Below are 17,250 nucleotides of genomic sequence, written 5' to 3'. Positions count from 1 at the left end.
CTAACTTTCAAAACTACAAATATTATTTTATCTCAAAAACTTACCCTCTGTTTTAATGTAAAAACATTTTTTACCAAGATGCTGGTTACCTCGCACAAGAATCACAAATACCCTGAATTAATAGATTCTTTTCCTGTGCTACATACCCCTTCGGCAATTTTACTTCGGGAATATCAACATTAATACAATTAGTTTGACCACATTTCATACATTTAAAATGAACGTGGTCGTGATGATGGCCGGAGGTATCACAGGCATCATTACAAAGGGCATACTTTAAACTCCCTTCATCATCCAGAACTTTATGTATTAATCCTTTATCCAGAAAGGTTTTTAGTGTTCTATAAACAGTTACTCTATCGGATTCGCTGATCTCCTTTTCAATGTCCCCATACGATAAAGCGTAATTAGAGTTCAGAAAAAGGTCAAGAATTTCCTGGCGGGTAGGCGTTGAGCGCAACCGGAAATCACGAAGAAGCTTTTCTGAAACTGCATTCATCATTGTAGTTGTAACTTAAGCAAGTTACTGTAAATACCATTACTTAGCTTGGTAAGTTCAGCATGTGAACCCATTTCGGCTAAGCGACCTTCTTTAATTACAAAGATACGATCTACTTTTTTAATTGTGCTTAGTCTGTGTGCAATAACAATTGTGGTTCTTCCCTCCATGAGCTTTTCTAGTGCTTCCTGAACCAGCACTTCAGAATGTGCATCCAACGAACTTGTAGCTTCATCAAGAATAAGGATAGAAGGATCTTTCAGTATTGCCCGTGCAATTGCTATTCTTTGCCTTTGTCCACCAGAAAGTTTTACACCTCTATCTCCCACAATGGTACTGAACTTCTCCGGAAAGCCTTCAATGAATTCTAATGCATTTGCCTTTCTAGCCGCTTCGCGAATTTCATCTTCAGTGGCTCCTGGCTTCCCGTACTGAATGTTCTCTTTAATAGTTCCACCAAACAAAATCACTTCCTGAGGGACGATACCTAAGTTTTCACGATAAGAAGTAAGATTGTAGTCGTAAATATTGATTGTATCAACTGAAACAACCCCTTCGGTCACCGGATAAAAACGCATCAACAGGTTTATGATTGTCGATTTTCCTGACCCGCTCTGACCCACAAGAGCAATTTTTTCTCCTGCCTTGATTTTAAAATTCAGCTCTTTAAGCACAGGATACTCAGCTCGGGAAGGGTAAGCGAAAGACACATTCTCAAAAGAAATTTCACCTAACACCTTAATCTTATCTTGCTTCGGTTGTGCTTCATCGGTTTGTTTAATTATTTCTAAAACTCTCTCAGAAGCGCCTATAGAACGTTGGAGCTGGGTGAAAATATCTCCTAACCCTGCTATTGAAAAACCAATAAAGGATGTATAAAAAATAAAAGAAAATAGCTCTCCTACCGTAATAGATTCAGATTGTACAAGACTGGCTCCATACCATCCCACGGCAACAATACCTCCAAATAATGCAAAAATTATGAAGGATATGAAGAAGCCTCGATAGCGCGACCCATGCAAAGCAACATTAACAACCTCTTTCAAGGCACTGCTATACCTATTAATTTCAAATGCTTCATTTGTAAAGGCCTTAACTATTGAAATAGATTGAAGCGATTCTTCAACAATTACATTAGCTTCTGCTAGTTTATCCTGAGTTTTCTTTGATAATTTCCTAATGAATTTGCCGAAAATCAAAGCTGCAACTACAAGAATTGGAAATGTAAGAAGCATGAAACCGGTAAGTGTAGGTGCAAGGTAAAGAAGTATTGCCGTGCCGAATATGAGTGTGATCAACTGCCTTAGCAATTCAGCCAATGTGAAACTGAAAGTATCCTGAAGGGTTCCGACATCTGCTGTTATCCTACTCATCAACTCTCCCACTCTTCTGCTATCGAAAAAGGTCATGGGCAGCCAGATGATCTTTTTATAGACAGTCTCCCTGACATTTGCCATTCCTCTTTCACTTACTATTGAAAAAGTGTAAACACGAATGAAAGAGAAAACACTTTGAATAAATAAGATGAAAATAAGGATCAGTGCAACCTCATTAATAGATGAAAAGTACTTTGCTTTCCCCGAAGCAACATCAAGCAATTCTCCGGCGAGTCGAGGGAATGCAAGTAAAGTTACACTGGAAAGAGCTAGTGAGATCAGACCTATAATGAACAGCCCTTTATAAGGAAGCATGAACTTGAAAACACCCATTAGTGTTTTCAAATTTGTTTTATTCAATGCCCGCTTATCCTCTTTAGAAATTGGTTCGCTATTACGCTTAGCCATATATACAAATAAAAATTAGTCGCTAATGATTTTACCCATGATTAAGAACGACACAGAATCCCCTAAAATCATTTTTTGACCTCCCTGGATACTATATGATGTAAGAACGTTTATACTTCTGATCTCCTTAAATTCCATTGTAAGTAAGCGCGAACTTGCTGACAACAGATTCTTTTCGTTATACAATGCTTCGATCTTTTTAGGTTTTTGAAGGGAGCTCAAATAGAAGATACGCACATATTTCACGGGCAGCTCTAAACCTTCTTTAAGCGAGAATGCCTTAACCGTTAAATTACTGGCAGGATCAAAAAGGTTATCGTCTATTATGTAACTATCGCGATTAGTCGGTTTATTAATCGCACTTAACTCCCTGAAGATTTCAAATTCATTGGCCCAGGCCAAAGTATCCTTAGGTTTATAAACACTATCATCCTGTTGAGATCCTATCCTTGCCTCCTTCAGTAACTGTGCCTGCTTCTTACTTAAATAGCCAACCTGTGATGTTATCAGACTATCAATATTATAAAGTGGCGCAACTTCAGATTTCTTATTACATGAAAGAACTACGAGGGTAAGCACAATTAGTGCTGGTATGATTTTCCTGTCAGTTTTGTAATAATACATCACCTGTCATTTGTGGGGGCAGTGGTAAACCCATTAATGTTAAGATAGTAGGAGCAAGATCTCCGAGTTTTCCATTCTTCAGTTTCCCTTTATAGTTATTATCAACAAGAATACAAGGAACAAGGTTTGTGGTATGCGCAGTATTTGGAGTACCATCTTCGTTGATCATCATATCCGCGTTGCCGTGGTCTGCAATAATAATGACACTATAATCACTTTTAAGGGCAGCTTCTGTCACCTTTTGTGCGCACATATCAACCGTTTCACAGGCTTTAACTGCAGCTTCGAAAACACCTGTATGGCCCACCATATCTGGATTGGCAAAATTTAAGCAGATAAAATCAGCCGTTTTATTTTCAAGTTCTGGAATAATCTTGTCCTTGATATCATTGGCACTCATTTCGGGCTTAAGATCATAAGTAGCAACTTTTGGAGAAGGACAAAGAATACGAGATTCGCCAGCAAAAGCTTGTTCTCTACCTCCTGAAAAGAAAAACGTTACATGAGGATATTTTTCTGTTTCAGCAATACGTATTTGTTTTCTGCCTGCAGCTGCAATAACCTCTCCTATTGTATTCTCCAGGTTATCCTTATCAAAGATTACTTTAACATCCTGAAACGAGTCGTCATAGTTGGTTAAAGAAATGTAATGCAACTTTAGTTTTTTCATTCCCTGTTCAGGGAAATCAAGTTGTGTTAACGCTTGTGTTATCTGCCTTCCACGGTCAGTTCTGAAATTGAAGCAGAGCACTACGTCACCTTCTTTAATAGTAGCAACTGGTTTGTGATTAACGTCTGTTACTACAATTGGCTTTATAAATTCGTCTGTAATATTCTCCTCGTAAGATTTCTTAACCGCCTCTAATGGCATTGTAGTTTTTAAACCTTCGCCGTTCACTAATAAATCATAAGCGAGCTTCACCCTCTCCCATCGTTTATCACGATCCATTGCATAATATCTTCCTATGATGGTGGCTATTTTCCCAGTTGTCTTACTTAAGTGGTTCTGCAAGTCCTGTAAATATTGGAATCCACCTTTAGGATCTGTGTCCCTTCCATCCGTAAAGGCATGGATAAAAAGGTTTTGTATATCGTTTTGTTTAGCAATTGACACGAGGCCTTTCAGATGCTCAATGTGCGAATGCACACCACCATCAGAAACCAAACCTATAAAATGGATGTTTTTGCCATTCGCTTTAGCATAGGCAAATGCCTCTTTTAATACAGGATTATTGTCTAATTCTCTTTCCTTTATTGCTTTATTAATACGAACAAGATCCTGATACACCACTCGTCCCGCACCAATGTTCATATGACCTACTTCCGAATTACCCATTTGTCCTTCTGGCAATCCTACAGCGAGCCCGGAAGCTTCCAACTTACTGTTAGCATACTTACCATATAATGAGCTTACAAAAGGGGTTTTTGCCTGATCAATTGCTGATACTTTTTTATTAGTGGCCAGACCCCAACCATCAAGGATCATGAGCAGAACTTTCTTATTCATCTGATGCTATAGTTTTTAAGGTTGCTTCCGTTTATTATTGTATTTGAATTAAAAGCCCGCAAATATAGCTACGTTTCAAAACAAATAGACTAACAATCTTACATACAGCCGCTACAAATGAGATATAATGTCGTTTCATACTTTAAATTTGGTATCTTTCACAAGTGGCATAATTTTCGCCTTAATGGATCATTGTCATGAAGGGTATTAGATTAAACGCGTTGCTTATTTCCACCCTGCTTTCTTTACAGATTTTCAGGGTTTTTGGGCAAACCGACGTTATTGGTCAAGTAAAAGAAACTATCAAAGCAGGTAGTGCTAAAGAGCTATCTAAATACCTCTATCAAAATGTTGATGTAACGATCGAGGGTAATATTCAAAGCTATAGCAAAACACAGGCTGAATTTGTGTTCAGAGATTTCTTTAAACAACATCCGCCTTCTGAATTTGATATCATCCACCAGGGATCTTCTAAAGGAGGTCAACCTTTTGCTATTGGTCAATACAAAAGCGGGGCTGATGTTTACCGGGTATTTATGAAAATAAAAGCCACCAGTAACCAGCAACTTCTTCAGGAAATAAGCTTCTCTAAAGAGTAGGCTTTTTTTATTTCATTATCCAAGATTTAAAACAAGTTTGTTCTTTAATCTTTATAATACTGGTCTATTTTTGTAGCTGTGAGACCAGCATACATTACAGATCAATTTTTAGATCAGTTTATCTCGACTGCGCTGAAAGAAGACGTAGGCGACGGAGATCACTCCAGCCTGGCTGCTATTCCTGAAAATGCTGTAGGTAAAGCTAAATTACTGATAAAGGAGAATGGCATTATTGCAGGTATAGAGCTCGCTATTCGTATTTTCAATCAATTTGATCCTTCCTTAAAAGTAGAAACATTTTTCAAAGACGGTGACGAAGTCAAAAAAGGTGATATCGCACTTACTGTAAGTGGGTCTTCCCGCTCTCTTTTAACTACAGAGCGGTTTGTCTTGAATTCAATGCAACGGATGAGTGGCATTGCTACTTATACAAGGCATCTTTTAAATCTAATAAAGGGGACAGGCGCACAACTGCTTGATACCCGTAAAACAACACCAAATTTCCGATTGTTGGAAAAATGGGCGGTGGCAATAGGCGGAGGTCAGAACCACAGAGTAGGGCTTTACGATATGATAATGCTTAAAGATAATCATATTGACCTTGCAGGAGGTGTCCAACCAGCAATCATTCGAACAAAAGACTATCTTCGCGCCAGAAATAAGGCACTTAAGATTGAAGTTGAAACCAGAAATTTAGAAGAAGTAAAGCAGGTACTCGAAGTTGGTGAGATTGATGTAATTATGCTTGATAATATGGATGTAAAAACCATGAAAGAAGCGGTAAAACTCATCAATGGAAGATTTAAAACAGAAGCCAGTGGAGGTATTACTGAAGAGACTATAAGACCAATAGCTGAGTGTGGGGTAGACTTTATCTCTGTTGGTGCATTAACTCACTCCATCAAAAGTCTTGATTTAAGTTTAAAAGCAATAAAGTAGAAGAAGCATAACGTAGTATGATTGTAAAGACAAAAAATTACAAACTAGATAAGAAAACTTATATTAATCTGGCATTTAAAAGTATACTAAGACAACAGGGATGGATTCCTGCCTTAGTAGCTTTTGTCTTATGTTTGATGTACATATGGGTGCCTAGTATCTGGTGGTTTATAGGCGCAGTAGTTGGTTTAGGACTCTATCTTTTGTTCTGGTATATTCAGTTTTATGGTGTAACCCAACTCGACCAGGGAAAAATGTTATTTGAGAAGTTCTCTTACGAGATTAGCAGTCAGCAAATTTTAATGAAAATAAATCCTCGTGAAGGTATGCCGTTAAAATGGGATCAGATTAAAAGAGCATCTATAGGAAAAGATCACTTTGCCCTTTTTGTCAACAAAGCGCAGCTTATTCACCTGCCCTTTAAAATTTTCAATACCGATAACGAGCGTAAATTTGTGGCCAGTATTCTTAAGAATAAAGGCCTGGTGAAATAATACATATTATTGAGTCTCTCATTTGCAGCTAGCATGAAGAAACTCACTCCCTTACAAGCACGTGAAAAAATACTTCGCTATTGTGTTTATCAGGAAAGATGCCATAGCGAAGTTAGAGATAAACTTTACAGTTTCGGGCTATTTAAAACTGACGTTGAAGAACTGATAACGTACCTGATTACGGAAGGATTTCTAAACGAAGAACGTTTTGCCAAAGCATTTGCAGGCGGAAAGTTTAGAATGAAAAAGTGGGGCAGGTTAAAAATTGTTCATGAGCTGGAGCAAAAACATATCTCTAAAAACTGTATAAAGTCTGCCTTGAAGGAAATAGACGAGAGAGACTACACACAAACTTTAGAGAAATTAGTTAAAGACAAATCAAATTCTCTTGATGAACCTAATCTTTTTGTTAGACGCGATAAACTTTCTAAATATGTAATACAAAAAGGTTACGAGCCAGATCTTGTTTGGAGTTTAATCAAAGAGCTTTTTCCCCACTAAGATCGCGTTTCTAATTACAGGTTAATCTTCGCTCTTCTTAGTTCGAAATTCTGACCTAAATATACCTTCCTAACCTGAGGGTCACCGGCAAGTTCTTCTGCAGTGCCTGATTTGAATAATTTCCCATCTACCATCAGATAAGCACGATCAGTAATTGAAAGCGTTTCATCAACATTATGGTCAGTAATAAGAATACCGATGTTCTTGTTTTTGAGTTTTGCTACAATATGTTGGATCTCTTCAACTGCTATCGGGTCAACACCTGCAAAAGGCTCATCAAGCAAAACAAATTTAGGATCTACAGCAAGCGCCCTCGCTATTTCAGTACGTCTTCGCTCCCCTCCTGACAATGACATACCTAAGTTTTTACGCACTTTCTGCAAGCTAAACTCCTCAATGAGCATATCCACCTTTTCTTTCCGTTCTTGCTTTGTAAAATCGCGCATCTCGAGTACAGCCATTATATTTTCTTCTACGGTTAGCTTCCTGAAAACAGAGGCTTCCTGAGCAAGATAACCAATACCTCTTTTTGCACGTTGAAACATAGGCATAGGAGTTATCTCCTCATTTTCAAGGAATATCTTTCCTTCGTTTGGTTTAATTAAACCAACGATCATATAAAAAGAAGTAGTCTTACCTGCACCGTTTGGCCCTAATAAACCTACTATTTCACCTTGAGAAACTTGTACAGAAACGTTGTTTACAACTGTTCTTGTCTTGTATTTCTTAATAAGATTTTCAGCACGTAATACCATCTTATCAAAACTTGATGTCCTTAATTCTTAATTGTACGGATGTTATTCCGTTATACGTATTTTCTTCTATTGTAAATGCCATTTTAAAATTATCGCGCCTTGCAAGCCGATTATAATGCTCTGATAAGTCAAAGCCTACAGCCTGAAAAACATTGTCGTTTCCTTCCTGGCCTACCAGAAATTTAATATGCCTGTCTTTAAAACTTGTCAGTGAATTAAACACATATAAATTCTGTGCTTCAAAAACAGGTTTTTGGTTTCCAGGGCCAAAAGGAGCTATTTGTTTTAAAACATTTAAAAAGCCGCTAGTAATGGCATCCAACGGAATGGAAAGATCAATATCTATTACCGGTATTAACATCTCATCTGTCAGTGTAGATGAAACAACTTTTTCAAATCGTTGTTGAAAAGCTTCAAGATTGCTGATATCTAACGTAAGCCCTGCTGCATATTTATGACCCCCAAATTTTTCAAGTAAGTCGCTGCATTCAAGAATAGCGTTATATAAATCAAAGCCATTAATGCTTCTGGCGGATCCTGTAATTTTATTATTTGATTCCGTTAGTATTACTGTTGGTCGGTAATATTTTTCAACACAACGTGCAGCAACTATGCCAATCACACCCTTATGCCAAGAGTTCTTAAACAGCACTGTTGTTTTTAAAGAGCGATGCGCAGCATTAGATTCAATCATCGCAATTGCCTCCTCTGTAATAGAAGAATCAAATTCTTTTCTTAAGTCATTCTTGAGGTTGATCTTCTCTGCTAATGCATTCGCCTCTTCTTCAGTTTTAGCAATAAGCAAATCTACAGCAGCACTACCATGTGCTACCCTGCCTGCAGCATTAATTCTAGGCCCAAGCGTAAAAACTATTCCTGATACATCAAGATCATTTTTAATACACGCGATATCCTTTAATGCTTTTAAACCGGGGAGCGGATTCTCATTCAACTTCTTTAAACCATAGTGGCAAAGAATACGATTCTCATCAGTAATAGGAACAATATCAGAAGCAATGCTTACAGCAACAAGATCGAGGTATTCAAATACCTCTTCTTCATTGCGATGCGTTCTTGCAAAGGCTTGTATTAATTTAAACCCTAGACCACACCCACTTAAATCAGGGCACGGATAGGAACAATCATCCTGTTTGGGATCCAGTACAGCAATTGCATGCGGGATGGAATCATCTGGCAAGTGATGATCACAAATAATGAAGTCAATACCTTTTCTATGCGCCAGCGATACAATTTCAGAAGCCTTTATACCACAATCTAAAGCAATGATAAGGGAGTAACCATTTTGTTCTGCCCATTCTATACCTGCTAATGAGACGCCGTATCCTTCCGCGTATCTATCCGGAATGTATGCAGCACAGTTGGGATAAAATTTCTTTAAATAGCTATATACAAGGGCCACCGCTGTGGTTCCATCAACATCATAATCGCCATATATCAAAATGCGCTCGTTACTGTCTATTGCTTTCTTTAATCGTTGTACTGCCTGATGCATGTCCTTCATAAGAAAAGGATCATGGAGATCTTTTAAAGATGGCCTGAAAAACCTCTTTGCAGAATCATAATCGGTAATACCTCTTTGACAAAGAATAGTTGATGTAAAAACACTTGTATTAATTGCTTTACAAAGCGACATGATATCTTCCTGGGGTGGAATCTCCTTATAGAACCAACGCTTCTCCATCACTATCTTTTATTATTCAAATAAACATTCCTTTTATCATTGTCCTGCTCTCCTTCCTCATGATTCGGTCGCTATCTCATTATGATGGAACAATATAAACAAAAAGATTTATCCTATGGTCTTTATTCAAGGTAGTACTCCTATTTTTAAAGACATCAAAACCAATCGTCTTAATACAACAATAGGGCCCATTTAATAAAATGCGATTTAATCTTAGCTTTTATTTGCGTTAACAATGATCATGTTAAATCAGGACTAAGTATTTTCTTTAGAATTTAAATAATGAAAAAAGCAGTATCAGAGGGATACTGCTTTTTTATAAAATCATTAATTAAGATTAATAAGTGCCCTCTGCAGGTTTGGCATTAACAACACCTTCGAGTACATCCTTAATCTCAACACGAGTTCCATCTCTGTAAGGTACAATCCATGCATCCTTCACTCCCATTTCGCGCATGTACTTCTTAAACTTATCAGCCTCCCAATAGTCTCTGAAAATACCTATTGTGATTTTCTGAGGTTCGTTTTCTTTTACCTCGCCGCCAAAGTTCGGATTATTTTCGAAATATTTGGCAAGATCCTTATTCTTAAAAGCACCAATCTGCACTTTAAAAACTACACCTTTAGAAAAATCCATAGGATTAATAACAGGTGTTTCTTTTGCTTGTGACAACTCAGCTTTTGCAGCGGTTAACTGAGCCCTCGCTTGTGAAAGTTGATCTTCAAGTTCAACTATTTTCACATCTTTATCACTCACTTTTGATTGGAGATCAGAAACTTTTGCATTCAAAGATGCTACTTCTGACTGAGCTGCATCCTTTTCATCAAGTAATTGCTTAAGGTTTGCAGGATTCTTGGAATATTCCTTGGCTTTCTTCTTCCACTCTTTCTTTTCTTGCTTTGACAGTTGACTAAAACTTTGAGAAGCTGAAAAAATTAAAGCCAGACAAAAAATAGTAATTAGTCTGTAATTCATGGCTTAATGGTTATATCAACTATAAAAGTACAAAGAATTTTTGGAACATTAAAAAGCGGCCATTTTACAAGCTTCCAACCATCTTTTCAGGCTTAACCCACTGATCGAACTGCTCAGAAGTTAAAAGCCCCAATCCGACAGCAGCCTCCCTTAAGGTTTTATTTTCCTTATGCGCTGTTTTGGCAATCTTGGCGGCGTTTTCGTAACCAATATGGGGGTTTAATGCGGTAACGAGCATCAACGAGTTTTCAAGATGTTGCTTAATCATGTCTTCGTTAGGCTCAATACCTTCAGCGCATTTGTCATTAAACGAAACACATGCATCGCCTAATAACCGGGCTGACTGTAAAACGTTAGCCGCAATTACCGGCTTAAACACGTTTAGCTCAAAATGCCCCATTGAACCACCAACAGAAACAGCAACGTCATTTCCTATTACCTGCGCACAAACCATAGTCAATGCTTCTGGCTGAGTAGGGTTTACCTTTCCTGGCATTATAGAAGAGCCTGGTTCGTTATCGGGAATAATTATCTCGCCAATTCCACAACGAGGTCCGGAGCTAAGCATACGCACATCATTAGCTATCTTCATTAATGCAACGGCAGATCGCTTTAAGGCTCCTGACAACTCAACCATTGCATCATGCGCTGCCAATGCTTCAAACTTGTTTGGCGCAGTTATGAAAGGATATCCTGTTAACTCAGCAATCTTTTTTGCTACCAATACATCATACCCTTTAGGAGTATTTAATCCTGTTCCAACAGCGGTACCACCTAATGCCAATTCTTTAACTGCGTCAAGGGCGTTCTTAATGGCTTTGATGCTGTTGTCAATCTGCTGAACGTATCCCGAGATTTCCTGTCCTAATGTAAGCGGCGTAGCATCCATAAAATGCGTGCGACCGGTCTTTACGATATTCTTATACGCTATTGCCTTTTTAGCCAGCGTTTCACGAAGTTTTAACATACCAGGAATGGTTACTTCGCTCACTTGTTTATAGGCGGCAACGTGCATTGCTGTAGGAAAAGTATCGTTTGATGATTGTGATTTATTTACATCATCGTTAGGATGGAGCACTTTCTTTTCATCTGTAAGCTTTCCTCCATTGAGTACGTGTGCACGGTAAGCTATAACTTCATTCACATTCATGTTACTTTGCGTACCTGAACCTGTTTGCCAGATAACCAGAGGGAACTCACCATCGAGCTTACCTGCAAGAATTTCATCACATACCTTAGCAATAAGATCTTTTTTATCGGCTGACAGAACTCCAAGCTCCTGGTTTGCAAGAGCCGCAGCTTTTTTCAAATATGCAAAAGCATAAACGATCTCTTTGGGCATACTCGCCTCAGGGCCGATTTTAAAATTATTACGTGAACGTTCAGTTTGTGCTCCCCAATACTTATCTGAGGGCACCTGGACTTCGCCCATAGTATCTTTCTCTATACGATAGCTCATAATAGTATTTAATTCTTAGCGGCAAAAATAGGGTAGTATTCTTTACAATAAACTTTTAACCCCATTAATTTCAGACAGTTTATAAAATGTAAAGCAGCGCTACATAAATAAAAAAAACCTCCGTTTTAGGAGGCTTTAATACTGTTTAATTACCGCTGCCGCGGAAATATTTGTCTTCGTCAAATTCCTCATCCTCGCTCTCTTCTACCTTCTTAGGAACCACGCCAATAGCAAGAATTTTAAATTCTGTTCTTCTGTTCTTCTGTCGCCCAACTGGATTGTCAGTTCCATCCGGGTTTGTATTTCGTGCAATTGGTTTCGATTCTCCGTAGCCCTTTGCCACCAGCCTTTGGGACTCAATGCCCTTTTTAACCAGGTAATTCACTGCAGATTGTGCTCTGCGCTGTGAAAGGTCTAGGTTGTAAGCTTCAGTATCTACACTATCAGTATGTGAACTCAATTCAATTTTTATTTCAGGGTTGTCGACCAAAAGTTGAACAAGTTTGTCAAGTTCTTTAGCGGCATCAGGTCTAATGTCTGCCTTGTCGTAGTTATAATAAATGTTTTCGAGTACGAAGATTTTATTTAGCTCGATTCTGTCAAGAATCATAATGGTATCGTACGTGATGTTGGTAACCAGTTCTTTCAACGTAGTTGGATCTACTCCTTTACCGCGCATAGAATAAGTCTGACGTTTTACCAGGTATCCATCGGTTTGTCCGATCAGATTATAATCCTCGTTGTCATAAATCCTGAATAAAAACTTACCATCATTTCCGGTAACAAAATCCTGAAGTACATCGCCATTGGCATCAACAAGAGACACTTTTGTGTTGGGTAATATCTGATTGTTATCAACGCTGTCTTTTGTATAAGTGATACCCTGCAAGTAGTAATTAACAACTTTCAGATCCGGATCTTCATTCACGAAAGTGTAAATATCGTCATCGCCTTTTCCTCCTTCTCTGTTGGAAGTAAAAAATCCGCGATCTGCTTTAAAGAGGAAAATACCAAAATCATCGCCACTTGAGTTCATTGGCTCGCCCAGGTTTTCTATCACTGTTCTTCCCTTCTGACGCATTACTACAAACAGATCAAGCCCACCAAAACCAGGATGGCCATCTGAAGCAAAGTATAATTTCATGTCTTCAGCTACGTAGGGAAACAGCTCATTACCCGGAGTATTTATTTCAGGACCAAGGTTCTTTACACGTGAAAACCTTCCCCTGGAGTCCATCTGCGCTGAGTAAATGTCTGTTCCGCCATAACCGGTTTTGTCTCTGCCACGCCCCTTTCTATTGGAAGCAAAATAAAGGGTACGGCCATCGGGGCTAAAGGAAGGAGACGAATCCCAAGCCTCCGGATCATTTATATTTAACGGCACAGGCGCTTGCCATGCACCATTTCTAAATCGCGAAATATAGAGATCGACATCTTCACCGCCTTTTTTCTTTCCGCTATTACCTTTTGCAAACACCATTGTTTTCCCATCTGGTGAGAAGGTAATACAACCATCATTGATGTTCTCCGAATTAATACCCTCTGGCATAGGTGCTAACGTGGCTAAATCAACGTTGGCACCTCTTGATGCAACCTTGTAAATATCCGTAAAAGGTGTACCGTTTCCCTGATAGATCTTTCCATTACCTCTGGATGATGTAAAAAATAATTCGTTGTTCAAAAATGCAGGAGAATACTCACTTGATGGTGTGTTAATAAGCTCAAGGTTTTTAACTTTATAATAACTTGCTTTTGTTTTAAGATTTTCGAGGTAGCTTAATCCATCAAGTTCAGCCTTCGCACGATCTCTTACTTTTTCTTCTTCAGCATTCTTAGAAAGGTCTTCCAATTGCGCGCGGGCTTCATTGTACTTACCATTCGCCTTTAACGCCTGAACGTAATAAAATTTAATAGAATCCTTATTAATCCCTCTGCCACCTGCTTTTTCATAGTAGGCTTCAGCCTCTTTAATTCTGTTGGAAAGCCTGTACGATTCTGCAATGAAGTAGTTCGCCCGAGGAGCTTTCGCTTTATCTGATAGTTGCTTTTTATATAAATCGATCGCTGATTGGTACTTACCATATCTAAACGCTTTGGTTGCTTTTTTATCAGCACTGCAGGCAGCGAGGAGAATAAGAATAATAATGAAGGGAGAGAAGAGCCGCATATCTTTAAATATGGTATAAAACTAACAAATTCTAAAAGGATTATGTGTTAACCGTTTCTTTCGGTATATATCTTTTAAGCCAGGTGTTACCGGCAGGTACCAGCCACAAAGTATCTAGATCCTGTTTTGTACTAATCAAGTTATTAAACGCTAATGTTGACTCTTTCAAGGTATTCGATTTAAATTTTTCTTTTAATTCGGATACTTTTACAAAAAAAACTTGCTCACCTTCCAAAAAGGCAATCTTGTTTCTGTCAAAGAGGTCAAGTCCATTTGTTGCTTCAACCGTTTTAATAGCTCTTACTGACTCATCTACCGAACAGCCGCTTGTTGCGATATAAGACTCATCAACAGCGAGGATAATAAAATGATCAAAAGCAATCTTAAAAGACGATTTCAGTTCATGCCCGTGAGCGTTCCATTGTTGTGTAAATTCTAAAAGATAATTTGAAACGTTATTCTTTTGAACAGTGGTAAACGGCATTGCCGACTGGAATATCCAGATTTTTGAACTGGGGGAAATTGAATCGAAAGGAATAAACATAACCTGTTATTTTCAATTCAAACCTTTAGCTTCAGCAATAAGTTCTGCCAGGTCTTTTACTTTAACATCGGCCTCCCGCTCCTTATTTTTAACTCCATCACTCATCATTGTCATACAAAACGGGCAGGCCACAGCAATTGTTGATGCCCCTGTAGACAGTGCTTCTTCCGTTCTTTCAACATTAATGTCTTTTCTTCCGGGTTCAGGCTCTTTAAACATCTGCCCTCCCCCAGCGCCACAACAAAGTCCTGTAGTCCGACATCTTTTCATTTCAACAAGGTCAGCATCCAAAGCTTCAAGCACTGATCTTGGAGCTTCGTAAATGTTGTTGGCCCGGCCAAGATAACAGGAGTCGTGGTAAGTGATTTTTCTTCCCTTGAATGTACCCCCTCCCACAAGTTTTATTCTCCCATCTTGTATTAGTTGCTGAAGAAAAACTGAATGATGGATTACTTCATAGCTACCACCAAGTTCAGGATATTCGTTTTTAATTGTGTTGAAACAGTGTGGGCATGCGGTAACAATTTTTTTAATGCCATAGGCATTCAACACCTGGATATTGTTTATGGCCTGCATCTGAAACAAAAACTCGTTTCCAGCTCTTCGGGCTGGATCTCCGGTACATGTCTCTTCGGTACCGAGTACTGCGAAATCAATGCCGACAGCATTTAATATTTTAACAAATGCTTTTGTTACCCTTTTATAACGATCGTCAAAAGATCCGGCACAACCCACCCAAAATAGAACCTCCGGTGTTTTGCCAGCAGCAGCCATTTCTGCCATTGTAGGAACATTCATCTTTCTAAAACTTAAGTTTATTACTTTAAATCATTTGCCCAGTTGAAGCGATCTGATGGAGGAAATTTCCATGGTGCAAAACTGGTTTCAACATTCTGATACATCGCATTCCATGAGGCAGGAGCTGAAGACTCCTCCATGGACTGATATCGTTTTAATTCATTTATTATTTCGAGGGGATTAATTAAAACCGGGCAAGCTTCAACACAGGCATTGCAGCTCGTGCAGGCATTGATCTCTTCTTTCGTGATGTAATCATGAAAGAGTGTTTTGCCATCATTCAAACCAGGGCCACCTTTCTCAAGTGATCTTCCAACTTCTTCCATTCTGTCACGTGTGTCCATCATTATTTTTCTTGGAGAAAGCTTTTTGCCGGTAATATTAGCAGGGCACTCTGACGTGCACCTACCACACTCGGTACAGGCATACGCTGCCATCAAATTATTCCAAGACAGATCATTAATATCCTTCGCACCAAATCGGCCTGGTTCAGCGGGGGCACTATTGTTTGCATCCTGTAATCCCAACATAATTTTTACTTCGTTGGTAACAACAGGCATGTTGTTCATATGCCCTTTGGGATCAACCTTGGCATAGTACGTATTTGGAAACCCTATGAAAATATGAAGGTGCTTTGAGTATGTGACATATAGCGCAAAACCGAGGATGCCTACAATGTGAAACCACCAGGCGAATCGTTCAATGAAGATTAGAGTACCTGTAGGCAGAGATTCAAAAAGTGGGCTTACCATCGAGCTGAAGAATATTCTTCCGGTAGCAGCATAATGGGTATCTCTGGTTTGAAGTACCTGGTCGGTAGCATTCATAGTGAGGATAGCAACCATCAGAACAATTTCAGTAAGCAGGATAATGTTTGCGTCTAACCTGGGCCAGCCGCTCATTTCGTAAGTCCAGAAGCGTTTTAATTTTAAAACATTACGTCTCGCCAATAAAAGGATACATGAAACAAGAACAGCCACTGCAAGAAACTCAAAAATGTTCATTAAGAAAGTATAAAAACCTCCGAGATAAGGAGCAGAGATACGATGGGTGCCGGCAATACCGTCAATTACAAATTCTAACACCTCAAGGTTAATGACAATAAAACCCAAGTAGATGAATAAATGTAGAAAAGCCGGTACAGGTCTCTTAAACATTTTCTTCTGTCCAAATGCTACCAGTAAAAGGTTTTTGAACCTTTCGTTTTTATGATCGTTGATCTCTATTTTTTTCCCTAAAAAGATGTTTTTGCGAATTCTAGATACTCTTTTGAATATAAGGTAGCTGAAAACAGCTAGTACGATAATAAATGCAATCTGTCCTATCATTTTATTAATTCTGGATTGTAACCTAATTTAAAAAAATCAATAATTAATAATTCAGCTACCAATTTTGCACCGAATATAAATTTCTATACTTTTGTGGCCCCGGTGAGAGATATAACCGCATTCGAAATAATGGTGATGTAGCTCAGTTGGTAGAGCAAAGGACTGAAAATCCTTGTGTCGGGGGTTCGATTCCCTCCATCACCACCCAAAAGGGGACTTTGCAGTTCCCTTTTTTATTTACTTCTATTTCTCGCTTTATTCCGTTCTTGATAAAGCCACTAATATCATTTTTCAAATTTAAATCGTTTGTTTGAATTTTTTATCAGGTTTATCTTTTCCTCACCTTCGACATATTGTCCCTTAATCGAGACTTTTATATTAAGAATCAAGTTAGTCCAACCATTATCTTTCAGTGCAGAACCCGGGGAACCTTTACTCCTACCAAGCATTTTTGATCAAACTAGCGGTTTCGCGAAATAATTAAGGAGGCGCAATGATAGGGAGAAGACGGGAATCTGGCCTGAAATGCAACGAAGTGTAGGAAACCTTTTCCGAGGTTTCCTCTACGCTTAAC

At 38.6% G+C, this 17,250-nt stretch carries 16 protein-coding genes and 1 tRNA gene; 5 read left to right on the top strand and 12 right to left on the bottom strand.

What is annotated here, in order from left to right; all coding sequences use genetic code 11:
* Positions 1-85: 85 nt before the first annotated feature.
* Genes KK060_RS12925 through gpmI form a run of 4 tightly spaced genes read right to left on the bottom strand, consistent with a single transcriptional unit; the run spans position 86 to position 4,414 of the window.
* A complete protein-coding gene (locus tag KK060_RS12925; protein ID WP_367397484.1) occupies positions 86-502 on the bottom strand; it encodes a Fur family transcriptional regulator in 417 nt (138 codons plus the stop codon).
* Positions 499-2,283, bottom strand: coding sequence for an ABC transporter ATP-binding protein (locus tag KK060_RS12920; RefSeq protein WP_254154158.1), 1,785 nt, complete (start codon positions 2,281-2,283; stop codon positions 499-501). Before KK060_RS12920 ends, KK060_RS12925 begins: the two co-directional genes overlap by 4 nt.
* Positions 2,284-2,298: 15 nt before the next feature.
* Positions 2,299-2,907 carry a hypothetical protein gene (locus KK060_RS12915; RefSeq protein ID WP_254154157.1) on the bottom strand — a complete coding sequence of 203 codons (609 nt, stop codon included), beginning with the start codon at positions 2,905-2,907 and terminating at the stop codon, positions 2,299-2,301.
* A complete protein-coding gene (gene gpmI / locus KK060_RS12910) occupies positions 2,888-4,414 on the bottom strand; it encodes a 2,3-bisphosphoglycerate-independent phosphoglycerate mutase (protein ID WP_254154156.1) in 1,527 nt (508 codons plus the stop codon). Before gpmI ends, KK060_RS12915 begins: the two co-directional genes overlap by 20 nt.
* A gap of 197 nt (positions 4,415-4,611) precedes the next feature.
* On the opposite strand from gpmI, the gene KK060_RS12905 reads away from it, so the two are divergent.
* The 4 genes from KK060_RS12905 to KK060_RS12890 all read left to right on the top strand — a co-directional run bounded on the left by KK060_RS12905 (position 4,612) and on the right by KK060_RS12890 (position 6,947).
* Positions 4,612-5,013, top strand: coding sequence for a DUF4783 domain-containing protein (locus KK060_RS12905; protein WP_254154155.1), 402 nt, complete (start codon positions 4,612-4,614; stop codon positions 5,011-5,013).
* A gap of 78 nt (positions 5,014-5,091) precedes the next feature.
* Entirely contained in the window at positions 5,092-5,952 is an 861-nt protein-coding gene (gene nadC, locus KK060_RS12900; RefSeq protein WP_254154154.1) for a carboxylating nicotinate-nucleotide diphosphorylase, read from the top strand.
* Between the two features lie 17 nt (positions 5,953-5,969).
* Positions 5,970-6,446: a YcxB family protein gene (locus KK060_RS12895; protein WP_254154153.1), complete on the top strand. Its 477-nt coding sequence runs from the start codon at positions 5,970-5,972 to the stop codon at positions 6,444-6,446.
* A gap of 33 nt (positions 6,447-6,479) precedes the next feature.
* Positions 6,480-6,947, top strand: a complete 468-nt coding sequence (locus tag KK060_RS12890; protein WP_254154152.1) for a regulatory protein RecX — start codon at positions 6,480-6,482, stop codon at positions 6,945-6,947.
* 14 nt (positions 6,948-6,961) lie between these two features.
* Here KK060_RS12890 and lptB read toward each other — a convergent pair whose 3' ends face one another.
* From lptB to KK060_RS12850, 8 genes are all read right to left on the bottom strand, one after another.
* Complete coding sequence (gene lptB, locus KK060_RS12885) at positions 6,962-7,702, bottom strand: LPS export ABC transporter ATP-binding protein (RefSeq protein WP_254154151.1); 741 nt, start codon at positions 7,700-7,702, stop codon at positions 6,962-6,964.
* A gap of 4 nt (positions 7,703-7,706) precedes the next feature.
* A complete protein-coding gene (gene recJ, locus KK060_RS12880) occupies positions 7,707-9,404 on the bottom strand; it encodes a single-stranded-DNA-specific exonuclease RecJ (RefSeq protein WP_254154150.1) in 1,698 nt (565 codons plus the stop codon).
* 337 nt (positions 9,405-9,741) lie between these two features.
* Complete coding sequence (locus KK060_RS12875) at positions 9,742-10,380, bottom strand: coiled-coil domain-containing protein (protein WP_254154149.1); 639 nt, start codon at positions 10,378-10,380, stop codon at positions 9,742-9,744.
* Positions 10,381-10,444: 64 nt separating this feature from the next.
* Positions 10,445-11,839 carry a class II fumarate hydratase gene (gene fumC, locus KK060_RS12870; protein ID WP_254154148.1) on the bottom strand — a complete coding sequence of 465 codons (1,395 nt, stop codon included), beginning with the start codon at positions 11,837-11,839 and terminating at the stop codon, positions 10,445-10,447.
* Positions 11,840-11,984: 145 nt separating this feature from the next.
* Entirely contained in the window at positions 11,985-14,006 is a 2,022-nt protein-coding gene (locus KK060_RS12865; RefSeq protein ID WP_254154147.1) for a CHU_0125 family OmpA-like outer membrane integrity protein, read from the bottom strand.
* Positions 14,007-14,046: 40 nt separating this feature from the next.
* A complete protein-coding gene (locus KK060_RS12860) occupies positions 14,047-14,550 on the bottom strand; it encodes a hypothetical protein (protein WP_254154146.1) in 504 nt (167 codons plus the stop codon).
* A gap of 12 nt (positions 14,551-14,562) precedes the next feature.
* Positions 14,563-15,348 carry a (Fe-S)-binding protein gene (locus tag KK060_RS12855; RefSeq protein WP_254154145.1) on the bottom strand — a complete coding sequence of 262 codons (786 nt, stop codon included), beginning with the start codon at positions 15,346-15,348 and terminating at the stop codon, positions 14,563-14,565.
* A gap of 20 nt (positions 15,349-15,368) precedes the next feature.
* Positions 15,369-16,676, bottom strand: coding sequence for a 4Fe-4S dicluster domain-containing protein (locus KK060_RS12850; protein WP_254154144.1), 1,308 nt, complete (start codon positions 16,674-16,676; stop codon positions 15,369-15,371).
* A gap of 131 nt (positions 16,677-16,807) precedes the next feature.
* Here KK060_RS12850 and KK060_RS12845 point away from each other — a divergent pair.
* Positions 16,808-16,880 (top strand) — tRNA-Phe (locus tag KK060_RS12845).
* The last annotated feature ends 370 nt before the right edge of the window (positions 16,881-17,250 follow it).

Origin of the sequence: Chryseosolibacter indicum, assembly GCF_018598585.1 — a bacterium.
GTDB classification, from domain to species: Bacteria; Bacteroidota; Bacteroidia; order Cytophagales; family Cyclobacteriaceae; genus Chryseosolibacter; species Chryseosolibacter indicus.
The sequence above is the reverse complement of the archived record's forward strand: the minus strand, read 5'-3'. Positions and strand labels throughout refer to the sequence as shown.